Genomic DNA, 18,244 nt, shown 5'->3' on the forward strand with positions numbered 1-18,244 from the left:
AACCATCATAATGAAAAAATTTCTTCTATTTTTTGTCCTTTTAACTTCTACCTTGTTGATTGGACAAAATACTTACATCCATTGCGGAAAGTTAATCGACACAAAAGAAGGAAAAGTTTTGACTAACAAAACCATCATCGTTTCTGGGAAGAAAATCGTTTCGGTCGAGAATGGATTTATCGAACCAACAACTGCTGAAGATAAAATTATTGACCTTAAAGATAAAACTGTTATGCCTGGGCTAACGGATATGCACGTGCATATCGAAAGTGAGACAAATCCGAATGCCTATTTAGAAGAATATACTTTAAATGATGCTGATATGGCTTTTAATTCCTTGCATTATGCCGAAGTCACCTTGATGGCAGGTTTTACAACAGTTCGAGATCTTGGCGGAAGTGGCGTAAATGTTTCTTTACGTGATGCTATCAATCAAGGAAAAGTGGTTGGGCCAAGAATTTTCACGGCTGAAAAATCATTGGCTACTACAGGTGGCCACGCCGATCCAACCAATGGTAGTAAAAAAGAATTGATGGGAGATCCAGGGCCAAAAGAAGGTGTTGTGAATAGTATTGATGATGCCGCCAAAGCCGTAAGACAGCGCTATAAAAATGGCGCCGATTTAATCAAAATTACTGCAACAGGTGGTGTGTTGAGTGTGGCTAAAAGTGGGCAAAATCCTCAATTTACCGTTGAAGAAATAAAAGCCATTTGCGACACTGCAAAAGATTACGGCTTTCACGTGGCTGCCCACGCCCACGGAGATGAAGGGATGCAACGTGCGATTTTGGGTGGCGTAAAAACCATAGAACACGGTACTTTGATGAGCGATGAAACTATGGAGCTTATGAAAAAATATGATGTGTATTTAGTTCCTACGATTACTGCTGGAAGAACTGTTGCCGACAATGCAAAAATTAAAGATTACTATCCTGCAGTGATTGTTCCGAAAGCACTTGAAATTGGGCCAAAAATTCAGGATACTTTTGGAAGAGCTTACAAAAAAGGCGTCGGAATTGTATTTGGAACCGATGCAGGCGTGTTTTTTCACGGTGAAAATGGTCGAGAGTTTGCCTATATGGTTGAAGCGGGAATGCCCGCGATGAAAACCATTCAAAGCGCTACGATTACGCCAGCTGTCATTCTAAATATGACAGATGAAATAGGTCAAATTAAATCTGGTTTTTTTGCAGATATCATTGCCACTGATGATGACCCAACGCAAAACATTAAAACAATGGAAAATGTTGTTTTTGTGATGAAAGAAGGAAAAGTTTATAAACAATAATGCTTGGTTTGGAATTTCGCAATCAATAGTGTTATCATTGTGAATATGCTAATTAATTCTTTAGTTCTTTAAAATATTCTAAATAATTTTCTGATTAACAATGATTTAAGTTGTAATATTTGTTCATTAAAAATGTGATTTGTTACTTTGTACTCAATGAAACTTGATACAATGAAACTGATAAGCATTAAAAGGGAGACCAAAAACGAAGAGCGTTTTACACCAAAAATGGGTGTTTTGCAGACGAAAGTGACTTATGTAAAAAAGCAATTTTTGAATCTTCCTTACAAGACTCTCCATAAATACAGACAGACTTATTACGGGGAAGTAAAAGATTGTGATGATTGTATATTGACAAGATAAAATTAAGAAGGCCTTCAAATTGGAGGCCTTTTTTTATTTAGTTCTTTTTACTTCGAAAACTGGCTATCAAGAGCATTATCATTCCAGCACTTACAGACATATCTGCAACATTAAAAATTCCTGTCCTGAAAACGCCACCCAAATCTATATGGAAGAAATCAGTAACAGAACCATAAACTATTCTATCAAAAACATTGGCAATACCTCCTCCAACAATACAGCAAAAAGCAATCAGACTCATTCTGTCCAGTGTTCTGTTTCTCAAGATATAGTAAATGACGTAGCCTAAAACCAAAATTGGCAAAATCAACAAGAAAATTAGCCTTGATGTATCACTCAATTCACTTCCCATTCCCAAAAAAGCACCTTTATTTTCAACATTGTGAAGGGTAAAATAATCTCCAATGATTGGAGTTTCACTAAAAGGACTGACCTTTGCCCTAACAATTACTTTTGAAATCTGGTCAATGGCGATATTGGCAACAATCAATAAAATGATGCCAAGAGTTCTGGATAATTTCATAGACTAAACGTTAGATTCAAAAGTTGCAGCAGCAGTTTGTGCTTCTCTATCTATTTTTTTGACCAAACCTTGCAAGACGTTTCCTGGGCCAACTTCAGTAAACAATGTCGCTCCATCGGCAATCATTTGCTGAACTGATTGCGTCCAACGTACTGGCGCAGTCAACTGGGAAATCAAATTCTTTTTAATATTATTTTCATCAATAACTGCATTAGCCGTTACATTCTGATAAATAGGACAGTTTGGTTTATTGAACAATGTATTTTCAATAGCGGTAGCCAATTCTTCTCGTGCAGGCTCCATTAAAGGCGAGTGAAAAGCACCACCAACAGGAAGCACCAACGCACGCTTTGCTCCCGCTTCTTTCATAGATTCGCAGGCTTTATTGATGGCTTCAATGTCGCCGGAAATCACCAATTGACCTGGACAGTTATAATTGGCAGCAACCACAACGCCTTCCGTTTTGGCACAAATATCTTCAACTAATGCATCCTCCAACCCCAAAATTGCAGCCATCGTACTAGGTTGCAATTCGCAGGCTTTTTGCATAGCCAAAGCACGCTTTGACACCAATTTCAATCCATCTTCAAAAGAAAGTGTTCCATTTGCAACCAACGCAGAAAGCTCACCCAAAGAATGACCAGCAACCACATCTGGTTTGAAATTATCTCCCAAGGTCTTTGCCAAGATTACTGAATGTAAAAATACTGCTGGCTGTGTAACTTTGGTTTCTTTTAAGTCTTCGGCGGAACCTTCAAACATCACATCTGTGATTGAAAATCCAAGGATATCGTTTGCATTTTCAAAAAGTTCTTGAGCTAAAGGAGATTTTTCATATAAATCAAGACCCATTCCTGTAAATTGCGCGCCTTGACCTGGAAATATATATGCTTTCATTTGAATTTATTTTAATGCAGCAAAAATAGGAATTTTAACAGACATAAGACCGCTTATTTCGACAAGCTCAATACAAGTCGCTTCTAGAATCAAGAATCAGGATGATTTTACAAACCCATTACAGCAGCTTCGGCACAACGTTCGCCATCCATCGCAGCGGAAATGATGCCACCAGCATAGCCACCACCTTCACCACAAGGAAACAAGCCTTGGACTTGTGGATGTTCCAAATGTTCATTTCTGGGAATACTGACTGGTGATGAGGTTCTAGACTCCACGCCAACAATGTTGGCTTCTTCAGTATAATAACCTTTCATTTTTTGTCCGAATGCTTTGAATCCTGTTCGCAATCGGCTGCCAATCAATTTTGGTAACAAAGAGTGCAAAGGTGCTGATTTCAATCCTGGCTGGTAAGATGTTGCATTTAAATCAATGGATTGTTTGCCTTCTACAAAATCAGTCAGGCGTTGCGCTGGTGCTACTTGACTTCTTCCGCCAGCTGTAAATGCCAAACGCTCCAAATCTTTTTGATATTCCAAAGCTTTCAGCACACCAAATTGCTCATATTTATACAAATCCTTTTCCGCATTGATTTCAACAACGATTCCAGAATTGGCAAATAGATTGTTTCGTTTTGAAGGTGACATACCGTTGACCACAACTTCACCATTGGCTGTAGCAGCTGGGACAATAAAACCGCCAGGACACATACAGAATGAGTACACACCACGCTCATTCACCTGTTCTACCAAACTATAAGCGGCAGCAGGCAACAGCTCATCGCGCTCACCCACGCAACTGTATTGAATGGAGTCGATAATGTGTTGCGGATGCTCCACACGCACCCCCATTGCAAAAGATTTTGCTTCTAATGCAATCTCCTTTTTGTGAAGCAAATAGAAAATATCGCGTGCCGAATGACCAGTTGCCAGAATCACGCGATTGGCTTCGAGTTCAGCTCCATTTTGCAATTGAATGCCTTTGATTTTGTTAGCCTTGATGATGAAATCGGTCACTCTGGTTTCAAAATGGATTTCGCCTCCATACTTTAAGATAGTTTCCCGAATGTTCTGAACCACTTTTGGCAATTTGTTGGTACCAATGTGCGGATGTGCATCTACTAAAATTTGGTCGGTTGCTCCGTGAAAAACCAGATTTTCGAAAATGCGTCTAACGTCTCCTCTTTTAAGGCTTCTAGTGTATAATTTACCATCAGAATAAGTTCCTGCGCCACCTTCACCAAAGCAATAATTGGAATCTTCATTTACAAAATGGTCTTGATTGATGGCTTTCAAATCGCGACGTCTGTCCTGAACGTTTTTGCCTCGTTCCAACACAATCGGTTTAAAACCCAATTCGATGCATCGCAATGCCGCATACATTCCAGCTGGTCCAAAACCTACAATATGTATTGGCTTGGTATTGGAAACATCTTTGTAGTCAAAACTATAATCAGACTCTTCACGCACTGGCTCGTTGATGTAAACAGATACTTTGTAGTTAAAAATAATCTGTTTCTTTCGCGCATCAATCGATTTGCGCAATATCTTTAGTCCTGAAATGGTATCTTCTGAAACATCCAAACATTCGGCAGCTTTCTGTATTAGGATATTAGGAAGTTTTTCTTCTTGGAGTGTAATTCGAAGTTGCAGGTCTTTTACCATATGGCAAAATTAATTCAAACTTGTTAAAAAACGTCTGATATGTCCAAAATACAACTCTGGTTGCTCCAACCAACCATAATGGACAGCCTTATCAATGTATATAACTTCAGAATTTCTGAAAAGCTTATGAGTGGCTTCTGCTATTTCTTTTCCAATTATGTCTTGCTCTCCTTGGATTATTAAAACTGGCTTTTTGAAATTTTTTAAAAAATCTTTACAATCAAAATGAATTTCTCTCATATTTTCCCAAAGTAAGCCATTGATCCGCATATTACCTTGAGTCAGTCGTTCTGCAACCATGGAAACAAGTGTTTTGTCATATACGTAAGCTGGCGCTAAATAGTTGCCTCTTTTAAGTGCAGCAAAGTGTGATGAATCTCCGCGTCGTATCCGTTGTGTCCAATAATTTAAAGAATCTCGTTGTGTTTGAGTTAATCGGGAAGTGATATCTAGCGTAGAAAGCAATGTCAAATCGACGCCACCTGAAGACGACAATATTAAACCGTTCACTTTTTCAGGGTGTATTGATGTATAATATGACCCCAACATTCCACCAAATGAGTGTCCCAATATTGCCCATTCCTCAATGCCCAAGTGTTTTCTAATAGCTTCAATATCTTCAACCATTAAATCCATAGTCATGGTTTTTGAGGAAATAGTGTCGATTTTTGATTTACCAGTACCTCGCTGGTCGTAAATAATGGCGAGATTATTTTTACCTAATTCTTTTGCAAGAGATCCAAAACCTTCACTACTCATTCCAGGTCCTCCATTGATAATCAACAAAGGCTTTCCTTTTCCGAAAATTTCTAAATGAATTTTAGTTTTTCCGGATTGAATCGATTGCTCTTGTTGAGCAATCAAGGTCATTGTAGTGAGTGCGAAAAACAGAAAAACAATATGTTTCATAATCGGCTATGTACGTATATAAGTAATAAATGAAAACGAGTATTTGTGTACAGCATCCTTCGAATGAAATGTTTTATCAATTTCTGTCCAAATGTCACTATCAATTTTTGGAAAAAACGTATCGGCATCAAAGCTTTCGTGCACTCTGGTCATTTCAATTTTAGAAGCAAATGGCATCGCCTGTTTGTAAATTTCACCACCACCAATAACAAATGGTTGTTGATCACCTTTTGCCGCGTCTAAAGCATCATTCAAATTATTAACAACGATCACACCATTTGGCACTTGATAATTGGATTGTCTTGTAATGACAATGTGAGTTCTATTTGGTAAAGGTTTTGGAAAACTTTCAAAAGTTTTTCGCCCCATAATGATGCAGTGTCCAGAAGTCAGACTTTTGAAGCGTTTAAGATCATCACTTAAATGCCAAATAAGTTGATTGTTTTTACCAATTGCATCGTTTTCACCAGCTGCAACTATCAGTGTCAGACCATTAACTATTGAAGTTTTTTTTTCCTCGGCAGAAGTAGGTTGTACCGGTTTAGGTTGAGTCGTCTCCACTGATTTTTCAAGTTGAGCTATACGCTCATTCTGCTTTGCAACTAACTTATCGAGCTGTTGTTGCTCCCATTTTTTACCCATAAACCTATCGGTCACAAAAACACTGAATAGATGGTATAGAAACAAAAATAACCAGGCCAATATGGCAAACACAAACCAATCCATCTCGAAGAACTTTGTGTTTTCACCAATGCCCAAGACGATATTGAGAATGATTAAAAAAACAGCGCCAATCAAGAAAATTACGAAGTGCGCAAACAATCGCTTCTTTTGTTTGATGCGACGTTGTGCATTTTCAATAAGTTCCATTTGGTCTTTGTCTATTTGAGGAACTGGTTTCTTTTTTCCGAACATAGTTTTAATGTTTGTTATGTAAAGTTAAATAATTTTTGATGATATCGGAATCTTTCATTGCAATTGGAAGTAGCCAGAACACGAAAACGTTTTAGCGCTAAATATGCTGAAAACCAGCTTCAAACATTTATTTGCTTTGATAAAAATCTGCTAATGAAACTATTAGTTTTTTCAAAACTTTAATTAATTAGATGTCTAATATTACCAAATTGATAATTCTTTGAACTTAAGATATTTATTGAGTGCATAATTAAGTTTGTTTCATACATTTGCAAAAAATTAATTAACTAGGATTATGGCAATTACAAAACAATATTTGAAAAGCAAACCAGTTTGTAAAGTAACTTTTTCTTTACCTGCTGAAGACGCAAAAAAAGTAAAAGTAGTAGGTACTTTTAATGACTGGAATGAGAAAAAAGCGTTAGAGCTTAAAAAATTCAAGAATGGTAACTTTAGAGGTACTGTTGATTTGGAAAAGGACAATTCTTACGAATTTAGATATTTGGTTGATGGCACTTATGTAAACGATGACCAAGCAGATTCATACAAATGGAATGAATTTGGTTCTGAAAACGGTGTTTTGAACGTATAATTATTTGTATATAAATAGTTAAAGAGCTCTCTTTTAAGGGAGCTCTTTTTTGTTTTGAAGTTTTTTCTTTTCCTTTTCAGAAAGATACAGAGAATTGTCAACCTTAAAGACAATTGGTAGCGCATAAGGCACAATGACAGCTTTTCCTTTTTGAAAACCAGGTTTTTCAAATTTTGGAAGTGAATTAATAGCCTTAAAAGCTTCTTTCTCCAAATCGGGATGTGGACCGCGAACATTTATTTCAGTAACCTCTCCTTCTTTATTTACCTTGAACATCGCCAATATTCTTACATTTCCATCTGGCAATCCTAATCCTTTGGCAACATTGATATTAAATTTTTTAAGAACGTGTTTCGTAATATTTTCAGACATACATTTCTTTAATTCAGAATTGTCCAAATTTTCAGCACATCCTTTATACACAGGAGCTCTCTCGATAACGACAAACGGAACTTCATAATCTTCTCCGGAAACTTCTCCTACCTCTATTATCTCAATCTCTTCAGGTATATTTTTTTGAGAATATCCTGAAATATTAATAAGAAAGCTAAACAAAAAAATTAAATATTTCATTTCCTAAACTTTAAACAGCCACTACGCCTTTGATATGCGGATGCGGATTGTAATCTATCAAGGTGAAATCTTCAAATTTAAAATCGAAAATGTTCTTGATTTCTGGGTTTAAAATCATCTTCGGAAGTGGTCTTGGTTCGCGCGACAGTTGCAATTCCAATTGTTCAAAATGATTATTGTAAATATGTGCGTCACCGAATGTGTGAATAAAATCACCTGCTTCGTAACCACAAACTTGAGCCATCATCATCGTGAATAATGCATAAGAAGCAATGTTGAATGGCACTCCAAGAAAGATGTCTGCACTGCGTTGATAGAGCTGGCAGGACAATTTCCCATTAGCCACATAAAACTGAAAAAAGGCGTGACACGGAGGCAACGCAGCTTTACCGTTTGCTACGTTTTCAGAAAAAGATTTTGAAGTATCAGGCAAAACCGAAGGATTCCAAGCAGACACTAGCATTCTTCGACTGTTAGGATTATTTTTCAGTGTTTGAACTATCTCTTCGATTTGGTCTATTTCGTCACTGTTCCAATTTCGCCATTGATGACCATAAACAGGGCCTAAATCACCATTTTCATCAGCCCATTCGTTCCAAATACGTACGCCATTTTCGGTTAAGTAGTTTATGTTTGTATCACCTTTCAAAAACCATAGCAGTTCATAAATAATCGATTTTAAATGTAGCTTTTTGGTGGTTACCATTGGAAAACCTTCACTCAAATCAAAACGCATTTGATATCCAAAAACACTTTTAGTTCCTGTTCCTGTTCGGTCACCTTTTTGGTTTCCGTTTTCCATAACGTGCCTTACGAGGTCGTGATATTGTTTCATATTTATTTTCCACGAAAGTGGAAATCTTTTTAAATCCTCTGAATTATTTCAGATTTTAAAAATAAAAAAAAGGGTCAAATCTATCCGACGTGACCCTCAAATTATATCAAAAGTTATTAACTTTTAAAGAATAGATTCTAACCTTCGTAGGTATTTGAATTACCCAATAATCATCCCAGCGATTGTTGCTGATAGAAGTGAAGCTACTGTACCACCTATCAAAGCCTTAATGCCAAACTCTGACAGTGTTTTACGCTGACCTGGCGCCAATGACCCAATACCTCCAATTTGAATTCCTATAGAGGCAAAATTTGCAAATCCACAAAGCATATATGTTGCCATAATAATGGATTTTTCAAACTTTAAATGTGTGGCACTTGCGACATTTTTGAGCTCTGCCAATTGTATGTATCCAACAAATTCACTTGCGGCCAATTTAATTCCAAGTAGTTGCCCCATCAATGCCATATCTTCCTTTGCAACACCAATTAACCACATCAATGGCGAGAAAACGTAACCCAAAATGAACTCCAATGACAAAGCTGCATAAGGCGTGTTTGCCGAAATCCAAGCGTTCAAACCTGTGACGCTTCCTATTTTTCCAAACCCGTAATTGATCATTGCTATGAAGGCAATAAATACCAACAACATTGCGCCAACATTGGCAGCCAATTTCAATCCTTCCGTAGTTCCATTTGCTATGGCATCCAACACATTCGATCCAATATTTTCCTGTGTAACTTCGATATTTGAATTGATTTCTTGTTGCTGTGGATATAAAATTTTGGAAATAACGATAGCTCCAGGAGCTGCCATTACAGAAGCAGTCAAAAGGTGCTTTGCATAAAAAATCTTCAATGCTTCGTCTTCGCCTCCCAAAAATCCGATATATGCTGCCAATACACCGCCAGCAACAGTTGCCATACCTCCTATCATTACCAATAAAATTTCGGAGCGTGTCATCTTTTCTAGATATGCCTTGATCATCAAAGGTGCTTCCGTTTGACCAAGGAAAATGTTTCCTGCGACGCTCAAACTTTCTGCTCCAGAAATGCCCAATAATTTTGTCAGAACCCAAGCCATAGCCGACACCACCTTTTGTATAATTCCCAAGTAAAACAACAAAGATGTCAATGCCGAAAAGAAAATAATGGTTGGCAAAACCTGAAATAGAAAAATAAATCCGAAACTGTTGACATCCATCATTCCGCCCAATAAGAAAGTGCTTCCTGCTTGTGTGAACTCAAGAACTTTTACAAACATTTTTCCAATGGTTTCAAAGACTTTTTGGACAAATGGTACTTTCAAGACACCTATCGCCAATAACAATTGTGCTACCAAACCGAACCCAACCGTTTTCCAGTTGATGGCTTTTCGGTTGGTACTCAATAAAAATGATAGCAACAACAATACAGCCATTCCCAAAACACCTCTCATCAAGCTATTTGTAGAAAAACCTTCACTTGGAACGATTCCTTCTGTTGTTGCCTCGGTTACTACCGCAGTTTTTGCATTTGGAGATTTGAAAATATAAGACGCTTCGGCACCTGAAAACACCAAAGTGGAATCTGTAAGCTGGCTGATTTTAAATCTTTCGACTTTATCTGAAGGATTGTCGTAATAAAAAATCAACAGACTATTTTGATACAAATAATTACCTGAAGCATCAAGACTGTCTTTATCTTTTATCGAAAAATGAAACTCACCATTCTTTAGTTGAAGTGAATCAGCAGAGGCATTAATGTTATATAAATTGATGCCCTCTTGATTTTTAACAGCATCTAGTTGCCAAGTTTTTTCAACGGTTTGCCCAAAAGTGTTAAAAGTGATTGCAAAAAAAATAGCCGTTAAAGCTAACAACAACTGTTTCATCTTTGAAAAATTAGTTTGGTAAGTTAAGTAATATCAAAAGTATCATTGCAATATAAATGAAATTTTGATAAATACCATTCATACACTTTCAATGATTATCTTTTGGAAATTTCGTCACGGATTTTCGCAGCAGCTTCGTAGTCTTCGTTGGCTACTGCTTCATCAAGCATCGTATGCAGTTCTTCAATGGATTTGCCTTTATAGGTTTCCTGAAATGAAGATTCCAACTCTTCGGCTACTAAATCATCAACCAAGATACTATCTTCTTGTTCATCCTCTTTCTTCGGATTCACTTTTAGGTAAATTCCAGCTTTATCCAAGATATTTTTATAAGTGAAAATAGGCGCTTGAAAACGCAATGCCAACGCAATGGCATCACTGGTGCGAGCATCGATGATTTCTTCGATTTTATCCCGTTCGCAAATCAGACTTGAATAGAAAACACCATCTACAAGTTTATGGATGATGACTTGCTTCACAACGACGTCAAATCGGTCAGCAAAGTTCTTGAATAAATCGTGAGTCAACGGTCTAGGAGGACGAATTTCTTTCTCCAATGCAATCGCTATGGATTGAGCTTCAAACGCTCCTATAACAATAGGCAGTTTTCTATCGCCATCTACTTCATTCAATATCAAAGCATACGCACCATTTTGCGTTTGGCTGTAAGAAATTCCTTTTATGTTTAACCGAACTAAACTCATATTCTTTAAAGCACAAATAACTGTTTAAATTAGGACTTTAGCAACTGACGAAAGAAAATTTTGTCAATTAGTCTTAATTCAAACAGTCCATTTGCTGTTACAAGTTACTAAAATTATGCGTTTTGAGCCTTAAATTCCTTGAGTTTTTCCGTAAGTCTAGGCACTACATCAAATGCATCGCCCACTACTCCATAATCGGCTGCCTTAAAAAATGGTGCCTCTGGATCTGAATTGATAACCACCTTTACCTTCGAAGCATTGATACCTGCCAAATGCTGGATCGCACCTGAAATTCCGACTGCAATATATAAGTTAGAAGCTACTGGTTTACCTGTTTGACCTACGTGTTCACTATGCGGTCTCCAACCTAAATCCGAAACTGGTTTTGAGCAAGCCGTTGCAGCTCCGAGGACATTTGCCAACTCTTCAATCATTCCCCAATTTTCTGGTCCTTTTAAACCTCTACCTCCAGACACCACAATTTCGGCATCTGCAATGCTTACCTTATTGGAAGCTTTATCAACTGAATCCACATGGACTCCATTATCTGGTATATTTGGAGAAAATGCTTCAGCAGACGCACTTCCAGAATTTTCAACCAATCCGAACGAATTATTTGAAACGCCAACCACCTTTACATCTGTATCGATTGTTGTGAAATTGAATGCTTTATTTGTAAAAGCAGTACGCTTCACTGTAAAAGGTGACGCACTGGTAGGTGCAGCAACCACATTTGAAGCGTAACCAGCGTCAAGATTTACGGCTAAAATTGGCGCCAAATATTTACTATCGGCACTTTGGCTTAAGATAACAACTTTAGTTCCCTCTTTTTCTGCGGCTTGCTTAATAACGTTAGCATAAGTTTTGGCATTGAACGCATCCATTTTACCATCATTCACTTTCAAAACCTTATCAACACCATAAGTCCCTAATTCAGAAACATCATCGGCATTGACAGCAATTGCAGTAACGGTAGTTCCCATTTGATCTGCAACGGCTTTAGCGTAAGAAGCAACCTCAAAAGCTGCTTTTTTGAATTTCCCTTTTTCTGATTCTGTATATACTAAAACTGACATTTTTTTCTTTTTTGAAATTAATTAAATGACTTTCGCTTCGTTGTGAAGTAAACTGACCAACTCATCCAAATTATCTGGAGAAACCAATTTTACCGCTCCTTTAGGTGCAGGTTTTTCAAACTTCACTGTTGACGTTTCCGTTGAAACATCAACTGGTTCCATCACCTTTAATGGTTTTTGACGCGCCATCATAATACCTCTCATATTTGGGATTCTCAAATCGCTTTCTTCAACCAGACCTTTTTGCCCTCCAATGACCAAAGGCAACGTTGTAGAAACAGTTTCTTTTCCACCATCAATTTCTCTAACAGCCTTGGCATTTGTTCCATCAACTTCAAGATTGATACAATTGGTTACAAAGTTAGCTCCGATTAGTTCAGCTAACATACCAGGAACCATTGCACCATTATAATCAATAGACTCACGTCCTGCAATCACCAAATCATATCCACCATCTTTCACTACATTGGCCAATTGCTTTGCTACCGCATATCCATCGGTCGCAGGTGTATTTACTCTGATGGCACCATCAGCTCCAATAGCCAAAGCCTTACGAAGTGTAGGTTCTGTTTCTGGACCTCCAACGTTGACAACATCTACTGTAGCTCCTTGTTTTTCCTTGAACCACATAGCGCGAGTTAAACCGAACTCATCATTTGGATTAATCACAAATTGAACACCATTAGTATCAAACTTGGTATCGCCATCTGTAAAATTGATTTTTGAAGTCGTATCTGGTACGTGACTAATACATACGAGTATTTTCATTTTTATGGTATTTTTTAAAAGTTAGTGGTTTTATTGATGATTCTCGAATTTTCTGTGTTGAAAACTGACTGATTTTCCTAAAACCGCAATGTATTTTTAATCGGATACGAAGTTAAATATTTTAGTCGACATATTTACTATGCGTGCATAATAAATTTAAAAAAGAAAGGATCAAATCATAAACTAGAATTTTGACCCTTACTTTTTAATAAAATTTCTATTGAAGACTAGGTATCATTTTAAACCTGCCATCAGTTATTGTAATCACATCCGAAGAATCCTCTGTATTATATAGTTTTACCGCAAAATTGCCTTCAATTATTTGTGCAGTACCGACTTGGACTTCCAAAATATATGAATTAGCTGGTATAGAGGAAATTATACTAAAATAGCTTCCGGTTTGGTCTCCGCCGTAGGTGTCATAAAAAGGCCCTTGTGTTGCAATTGGATTATAATTGACACCAACTTTTCCGGTCGGTCCATTAGAAGGTTCGTTACTGGAAGCAAAATCATATTCTCCTATAGGAAATTTATCATTAAAAGTTTCTGATTGGTAAGCCTCATCCGAGCACAAGTGAAATCTCACAAATTCCATTCCTATTGAAGGTCGATTCTCGTCATCTAAATTTGGATATAAAAAAGGATGATAGTTATATCCTCCTGTATCAGGATAATAGGCACAAACTGCTGGAAGTGTATTACTTAAACCTGGGGAATAATCAAGTGTTGTGGCATCAACTCTTTGTCCAAATAAAAATGGTTCACCATTAATTTTTCCAGACATAAAATAGATGTAGTCTGCGCTATCAAAATTAGATGAATCAGATGGACTATCATTGCTGCTACAAGCAAAAATTAGTAGTCCCATTGCAAAAAATAAACTTCTTTTAACCATATTGAATTGTTTTATCCTGTTATGGTCCGAATATAGAAAATTTATTTAAATATGATTGATTTAAAAATTTATTGACTACTTCATACACTGTGTGGTTTTGTGGTTCATAAAAATTTTATTTCTTATGTCATTAGTGATTTTTCAATATTTATATTGTCAATAATTCCTATTTTTGCTATTCGAATTAAAATTTTACAATGAAGACAATTCAATTTAGAGAAGCTATTGCTGAAGCGATGAGCGAGGAAATGCGTCGCGATGAGAGTGTTTACCTGATGGGTGAAGAAGTAGCCGAATACAATGGTGCCTATAAAGCATCTAAAGGAATGTTAGATGAATTTGGCCCGAAACGTGTTATTGACACTCCTATTGCCGAACTTGGTTTTGCTGGAGTTGCCATAGGTTCTACTATGACTGGCAACAGACCGATTGTAGAATATATGACTTTCAACTTCTCATTGGTTGGTATTGACCAAATTATCAATAATGCAGCCAAAATCAGACAGATGTCTGGTGGGCAATTCAGTTGTCCGATTGTCTTTAGAGGACCGACTGCTTCTGCTGGTCAGTTGGGTGCTACGCATTCTCAAGCCTTCGAAAATTGGTTCGCAAATACTCCTGGTTTAAAGGTTGTTGTACCTTCTAATCCTTACGATGCCAAAGGTTTATTGAAATCTGCCATTCGTGACAATGATCCTGTAATCTTTATGGAAAGTGAGCAAATGTATGGTGACAAAGGTGAAGTTCCTGAAGGTGAATACACAATCCCTTTAGGAGTTGCTGAAATCAAAAGAGAAGGTAAAGACGTCACGATTGTTTCTTTCGGAAAAATCATCAAAGAAGCTTACAAAGCTGCTGATGAATTGGAAAAAGAAGGTATTTCCTGTGAAATTATTGACCTTCGTACCGTGCGTCCAATGGACAAAAAAGCCATCTTGGAATCTGTAAAGAAAACGAATCGATTGGTTATTTTGGAAGAGGCGTGGCCATTTGGAAACGTCGCAACCGAAATCACATATATTGTTCAGTCTGAAGCATTCGATTACCTAGATGCTCCAATTGTAAAATTAAACACTGCCGATACTCCTGCACCATATTCTCCTGTATTATTGGAAGAATGGTTACCAAACAGCGAAGATGTCATTAAAGCGGTGAAAAAAGTTATGTATAAATAATTCGCATTTTTTTGCGTTATATAGACTTCATCAGCACAATTGTTGATGAAGTTTTTTGCTTATGAATCTAAAACTACTTGTCCCAATTTTTTTCTTCGGTTTTATTTCCGCCTTGGCACAGACCAAAATCAGTGGATATGTTTTAGATGAACAAAATGTGCCTGTTGCTTATGCCAATGTATTTTTCAAAGGTTCTACTGAAGGTACCATCACTGATGAAAACGGTAAATTTTATCTAGAATCGAGCAATACTTGGGATGTGGTCAATGTTTCCTTTTTAGGTTATGAAACATTGGAAGTGACGTTGACAAAAAAAATCAACTACGATTTAAAACTCATCCTGAAAGAAGCTGCTTCACAACTCAATGAAGTGGTTATTGTTACAGGAAAACAATCCAAAAAGGAATCTGAAAATCCTGCAATAGCCATCTTAAAAAAGATTTGGGAGCGAAAGCGTAAAAACGGACTCAAGAAATTTGATCAATATCAATACAACAAATACGAAAAGGTTGAATTTGACCTCAACACCATTGATAGTTCCCTAATTAAAAGCAGACTTTTCAAAGGAATGGAGTTTGTGTTTGACCAAGTTGACACTTCAAAAGTTACTGGAAAAACGTATTTACCAATTTTTTTGAATGAAGCTTCAAGCATTGTGTATGGTGATAATGTTTTAAATAAAGAAAAAGAAGACCTCAAGGGTAATAAAAATTCAGGCTTTAGCAACAATCAAATTATTATTGATTTTGTGGATGATTTATATTCGGAATATGACATCTACGATAACTATCTGAAATTCTTTGACAAAAGTTTTGTCAGCCCTATATCAACCACTGGTATCAACACTTACAACTATGTTTTGTCAGACAGTGCCTATATCGACAATAAATGGTGCTACAACATCATTTATTATCCTCGACGTAAAAACGAGTTGACTTTTAAAGGTGACTTCTGGGTGAATGATTCCACATTTGCCATTAAGGAAATCAATATGCAAGCTTCCAAAAGCGCCAACATCAATTGGGTAAAAGAGATTTATATCGAACAGGAATTTGAAGTGTTGAATGATTCGGTATTTCTTATCAAGCGTGATTATATGCTTTCGGATTTTGCTTTCAACAAAAAAGAGCAATCAAGAGGTGTTTATGGTAAGCGAACGACCTTGTTCAACAATTATCAATTCAATATTAAGAAAGACGAAAGTTTTTATACAAAGGAAGTTTACGACTACGATCAAGATGTTTACAATCGGGATGATTCTTTTTGGGAAGAAAACCGTCTGGAAGCATTGAATCAAGATGAACGAGGTGTCTATAAAATGCTGGACACCCTCAAAACGGTCAAGAAATTCAAACGGCTTTACAACTTGGGAAGCATTTTGGCTTCAGGTTATATTGAATTTCCTAGTATCAATATGGATTATGGTCCAATTTTTTCAACCTTCGGCTTCAATCAGGTGGAAGGTGTTCGTTTACGTACAGGTGGAAGAACCTATTTTGGACCAAACGATTTATGGAGAGTTGAAGGATTTCTCGCATATGGATTTAAAGATGATAAATTCAAATATGGAATTTCGGGTAAATGGCTTCTCGACAAAAAGAATCGATTGATTATTTCTGGTGGAAATCGACGTGATGTTGAACAAATAGGTGCCAGCTTAACAAATTCGACCGATGTTTTGGGTAGAAGCTTGGCTTCTTCAGCTGTGTTGACTACAGCACCAAATGATAAACTGACCAATATCAATCTTACGACTTTTTCCATTGAAATGGAGCCCGTAAGGAATCTGGTCTTTAGGACAAGTTTGAGCTATCGAACTTTGGAGTCTGCATCGGAAACATTCAGTCTCGATTATTTTGATCCCGAATCGCCAACAGGCATTGCTTCGACCGTTAGGCAATATGAAAACGCTTTCTCGATTTCATACTTTCCAAAACGCAAAATGACAGGATTCGGCGTAGAGCGTCGCACTGCAAATGACAATTTTGCCAGCCTTTTTGCGCAGGTGACGCGTGGCGATAAAAGTGTTTTCAATGGTGATTTTGACTATACGAAAGTTCAATTTTCATACATTCAACCTTGGGCTGTAGGTGGTTTTGGTCGTTTGACCACAACAGTTGAAGCAGGAAAAACCTTCGGAGAAGTTCCTTTGGGTCTTTTAAGTGTAGTACCTGGTAATCAATCGTATTTTTCAATTTACAATACCTTTTCGCAATTGGATTTTTACGAATTCGTTACCGATACCTACACCTCATTCCATTTGGAACATAACTTCAATGGACGTTTTTTCTCTAGAATTCCTTTCTTAAGAAAATATAATCTTCGAGAAATTGTTGGGGTTAGAGGTGTTTGGGGAGATATTTCGCAAGAGAATAAAGATTTAAATGCCTCTGGGCTTATTTACAACGCTCCAACAGATAAAATCTACTACGAGTACAGTTTTGGAGTTGGCAACATATTTAAAGTCTTTAGATTAGATTTCAATTTCCGAGGAAATTACAGAAATGTTCCAGATGCTAGAAATTTTGGTGTCACTGGTAGTTTTGGGTTTTATTTTTAAACTTAAATCTTCAAAATTTAATTGCAAAACTTAAGGACTTCCGTATCTTTGCACCCCTAAAAAATAGAAAATGACAGTCACAGGAAAAAAAACCATTGATGTTCTTATAGAAATCCCAAAAGGAAGCCGAAACAAATACGAATATGATTTTAAACTGAAAAAAATCAGATTTGACAGAATGCTATTCTCATCAATGATGTATCCGGGTGATTATGGTTTTATACCAGAAACACTTGCATTGGACAAAGATCCTTTAGATGTTTTGGTGTTGGGAACAGAGCCAACTTTTCCAATGTGTGTTATGGAAGTAAAGCCAATAGGTGTATTTCATATGACCGACGAAAAAGGACCAGACGAAAAATTGATTTGCGTCCCTGTTTCAGATCCAATATGGAACAAATATCAAGACATTGAAGACTTAAATCCTCACAGGATTAAAGAAATTGAGCATTTCTTCCAAGTTTACAAAGATCTTGAAGAGAAAAAAGTTGATGTAGGCGGTTGGGGTAATGCTAGTGAAGCTTATGAAATTCTTAATAAGTGCATCGAACGCTATGAAAATAGCGAACATAAAGCGAATGGAAATTTTACCATTTGATCAATAAATCAAAATCATAACTTAAGCCCTTATATAA

The 18,244-nt window shown here is 36.9% G+C and carries 18 protein-coding genes; 6 read left to right on the top strand and 12 right to left on the bottom strand.

From position 1 onward, the window contains the following. Positions 1–10 precede the first annotated feature (10 nt). Positions 11–1,288 (top strand): metal-dependent hydrolase family protein, encoded by a 1,278-nt coding sequence (locus M0G43_RS07160; RefSeq protein WP_248024698.1) that lies wholly within the window; start codon positions 11–13, stop codon positions 1,286–1,288. A gap of 171 nt (positions 1,289–1,459) precedes the next feature. After that, positions 1,460–1,651: a hypothetical protein gene (locus M0G43_RS07165; protein ID WP_248024700.1), complete on the top strand. Its 192-nt coding sequence runs from the start codon at positions 1,460–1,462 to the stop codon at positions 1,649–1,651. Positions 1,652–1,688: 37 nt separating this feature from the next. Here the strand turns inward: M0G43_RS07165 and lspA are convergent, their stop codons facing one another. The 5 genes from lspA to M0G43_RS07190 form a co-directional block, all read right to left on the bottom strand. After that, positions 1,689–2,174, bottom strand: coding sequence for a signal peptidase II (gene lspA, locus M0G43_RS07170; RefSeq protein WP_248024701.1), 486 nt, complete (start codon positions 2,172–2,174; stop codon positions 1,689–1,691). Positions 2,175–2,177: 3 nt separating this feature from the next. Then, complete coding sequence (fabD, locus tag M0G43_RS07175) at positions 2,178–3,071, bottom strand: ACP S-malonyltransferase (protein WP_248024702.1); 894 nt, start codon at positions 3,069–3,071, stop codon at positions 2,178–2,180. Between the two features lie 107 nt (positions 3,072–3,178). Beyond that, on the bottom strand, positions 3,179–4,735 hold the full coding sequence (locus M0G43_RS07180) for an NAD(P)/FAD-dependent oxidoreductase (protein WP_248024703.1): 1,557 nt from the start codon (positions 4,733–4,735) through the stop codon (positions 3,179–3,181). Positions 4,736–4,744: 9 nt separating this feature from the next. Then, positions 4,745–5,644: an alpha/beta fold hydrolase gene (locus M0G43_RS07185; RefSeq protein WP_248024704.1), complete on the bottom strand. Its 900-nt coding sequence runs from the start codon at positions 5,642–5,644 to the stop codon at positions 4,745–4,747. A gap of 6 nt (positions 5,645–5,650) precedes the next feature. Beyond that, on the bottom strand, positions 5,651–6,559 hold the full coding sequence (locus tag M0G43_RS07190; protein ID WP_248024705.1) for a dihydrofolate reductase: 909 nt from the start codon (positions 6,557–6,559) through the stop codon (positions 5,651–5,653). A 295-nt stretch (positions 6,560–6,854) separates the two neighbouring features. Between M0G43_RS07190 and M0G43_RS07195 the strand changes: the two genes are divergently transcribed. Beyond that, positions 6,855–7,151 (top strand): isoamylase early set domain-containing protein, encoded by a 297-nt coding sequence (locus M0G43_RS07195; RefSeq protein WP_248024706.1) that lies wholly within the window; start codon positions 6,855–6,857, stop codon positions 7,149–7,151. 33 nt (positions 7,152–7,184) lie between these two features. Here the strand turns inward: M0G43_RS07195 and M0G43_RS07200 are convergent, their stop codons facing one another. The 7 genes from M0G43_RS07200 to M0G43_RS07230 all read right to left on the bottom strand — a co-directional run bounded on the left by M0G43_RS07200 (position 7,185) and on the right by M0G43_RS07230 (position 13,847). Continuing rightward, the gene (locus M0G43_RS07200) at positions 7,185–7,724 is read right to left on the bottom strand and encodes an energy transducer TonB (protein ID WP_248024708.1); all 540 of its coding nucleotides are present in this window, start codon (positions 7,722–7,724) and stop codon (positions 7,185–7,187) included. A 10-nt stretch (positions 7,725–7,734) separates the two neighbouring features. Beyond that, a complete protein-coding gene (locus tag M0G43_RS07205; RefSeq protein ID WP_248024709.1) occupies positions 7,735–8,559 on the bottom strand; it encodes a thymidylate synthase in 825 nt (274 codons plus the stop codon). Positions 8,560–8,718: 159 nt separating this feature from the next. Beyond that, positions 8,719–10,431: a nucleoside transporter C-terminal domain-containing protein gene (locus tag M0G43_RS07210; RefSeq protein WP_248024710.1), complete on the bottom strand. Its 1,713-nt coding sequence runs from the start codon at positions 10,429–10,431 to the stop codon at positions 8,719–8,721. A gap of 95 nt (positions 10,432–10,526) precedes the next feature. Then, the gene (locus M0G43_RS07215) at positions 10,527–11,135 is read right to left on the bottom strand and encodes a bifunctional nuclease family protein (protein ID WP_248024711.1); all 609 of its coding nucleotides are present in this window, start codon (positions 11,133–11,135) and stop codon (positions 10,527–10,529) included. A gap of 113 nt (positions 11,136–11,248) precedes the next feature. Continuing rightward, positions 11,249–12,211 carry an electron transfer flavoprotein subunit alpha/FixB family protein gene (locus tag M0G43_RS07220; RefSeq protein ID WP_248024712.1) on the bottom strand — a complete coding sequence of 321 codons (963 nt, stop codon included), beginning with the start codon at positions 12,209–12,211 and terminating at the stop codon, positions 11,249–11,251. A 21-nt stretch (positions 12,212–12,232) separates the two neighbouring features. Beyond that, positions 12,233–12,979 (bottom strand): electron transfer flavoprotein subunit beta/FixA family protein, encoded by a 747-nt coding sequence (locus M0G43_RS07225; RefSeq protein WP_248024713.1) that lies wholly within the window; start codon positions 12,977–12,979, stop codon positions 12,233–12,235. Between the two features lie 217 nt (positions 12,980–13,196). Continuing rightward, positions 13,197–13,847, bottom strand: coding sequence for a hypothetical protein (locus M0G43_RS07230; RefSeq protein WP_248024714.1), 651 nt, complete (start codon positions 13,845–13,847; stop codon positions 13,197–13,199). A 224-nt stretch (positions 13,848–14,071) separates the two neighbouring features. Between M0G43_RS07230 and M0G43_RS07235 the strand changes: the two genes are divergently transcribed. The 3 genes from M0G43_RS07235 to M0G43_RS07245 all read left to right on the top strand — a co-directional run bounded on the left by M0G43_RS07235 (position 14,072) and on the right by M0G43_RS07245 (position 18,207). Beyond that, positions 14,072–15,049 (top strand): pyruvate dehydrogenase complex E1 component subunit beta, encoded by a 978-nt coding sequence (locus M0G43_RS07235; RefSeq protein ID WP_248024715.1) that lies wholly within the window; start codon positions 14,072–14,074, stop codon positions 15,047–15,049. Between the two features lie 61 nt (positions 15,050–15,110). Beyond that, a complete protein-coding gene (locus M0G43_RS07240) occupies positions 15,111–17,609 on the top strand; it encodes a DUF5686 and carboxypeptidase-like regulatory domain-containing protein (RefSeq protein ID WP_248024717.1) in 2,499 nt (832 codons plus the stop codon). A gap of 70 nt (positions 17,610–17,679) precedes the next feature. Next, positions 17,680–18,207 carry an inorganic diphosphatase gene (locus tag M0G43_RS07245; protein ID WP_248024719.1) on the top strand — a complete coding sequence of 176 codons (528 nt, stop codon included), beginning with the start codon at positions 17,680–17,682 and terminating at the stop codon, positions 18,205–18,207. The last annotated feature ends 37 nt before the right edge of the window (positions 18,208–18,244 follow it).

Origin of the sequence: Subsaxibacter sp. CAU 1640 (assembly GCF_023156585.1) — a bacterium.
In the GTDB taxonomy this organism is placed as follows: domain Bacteria; phylum Bacteroidota; class Bacteroidia; order Flavobacteriales; family Flavobacteriaceae; genus JBPOFM01.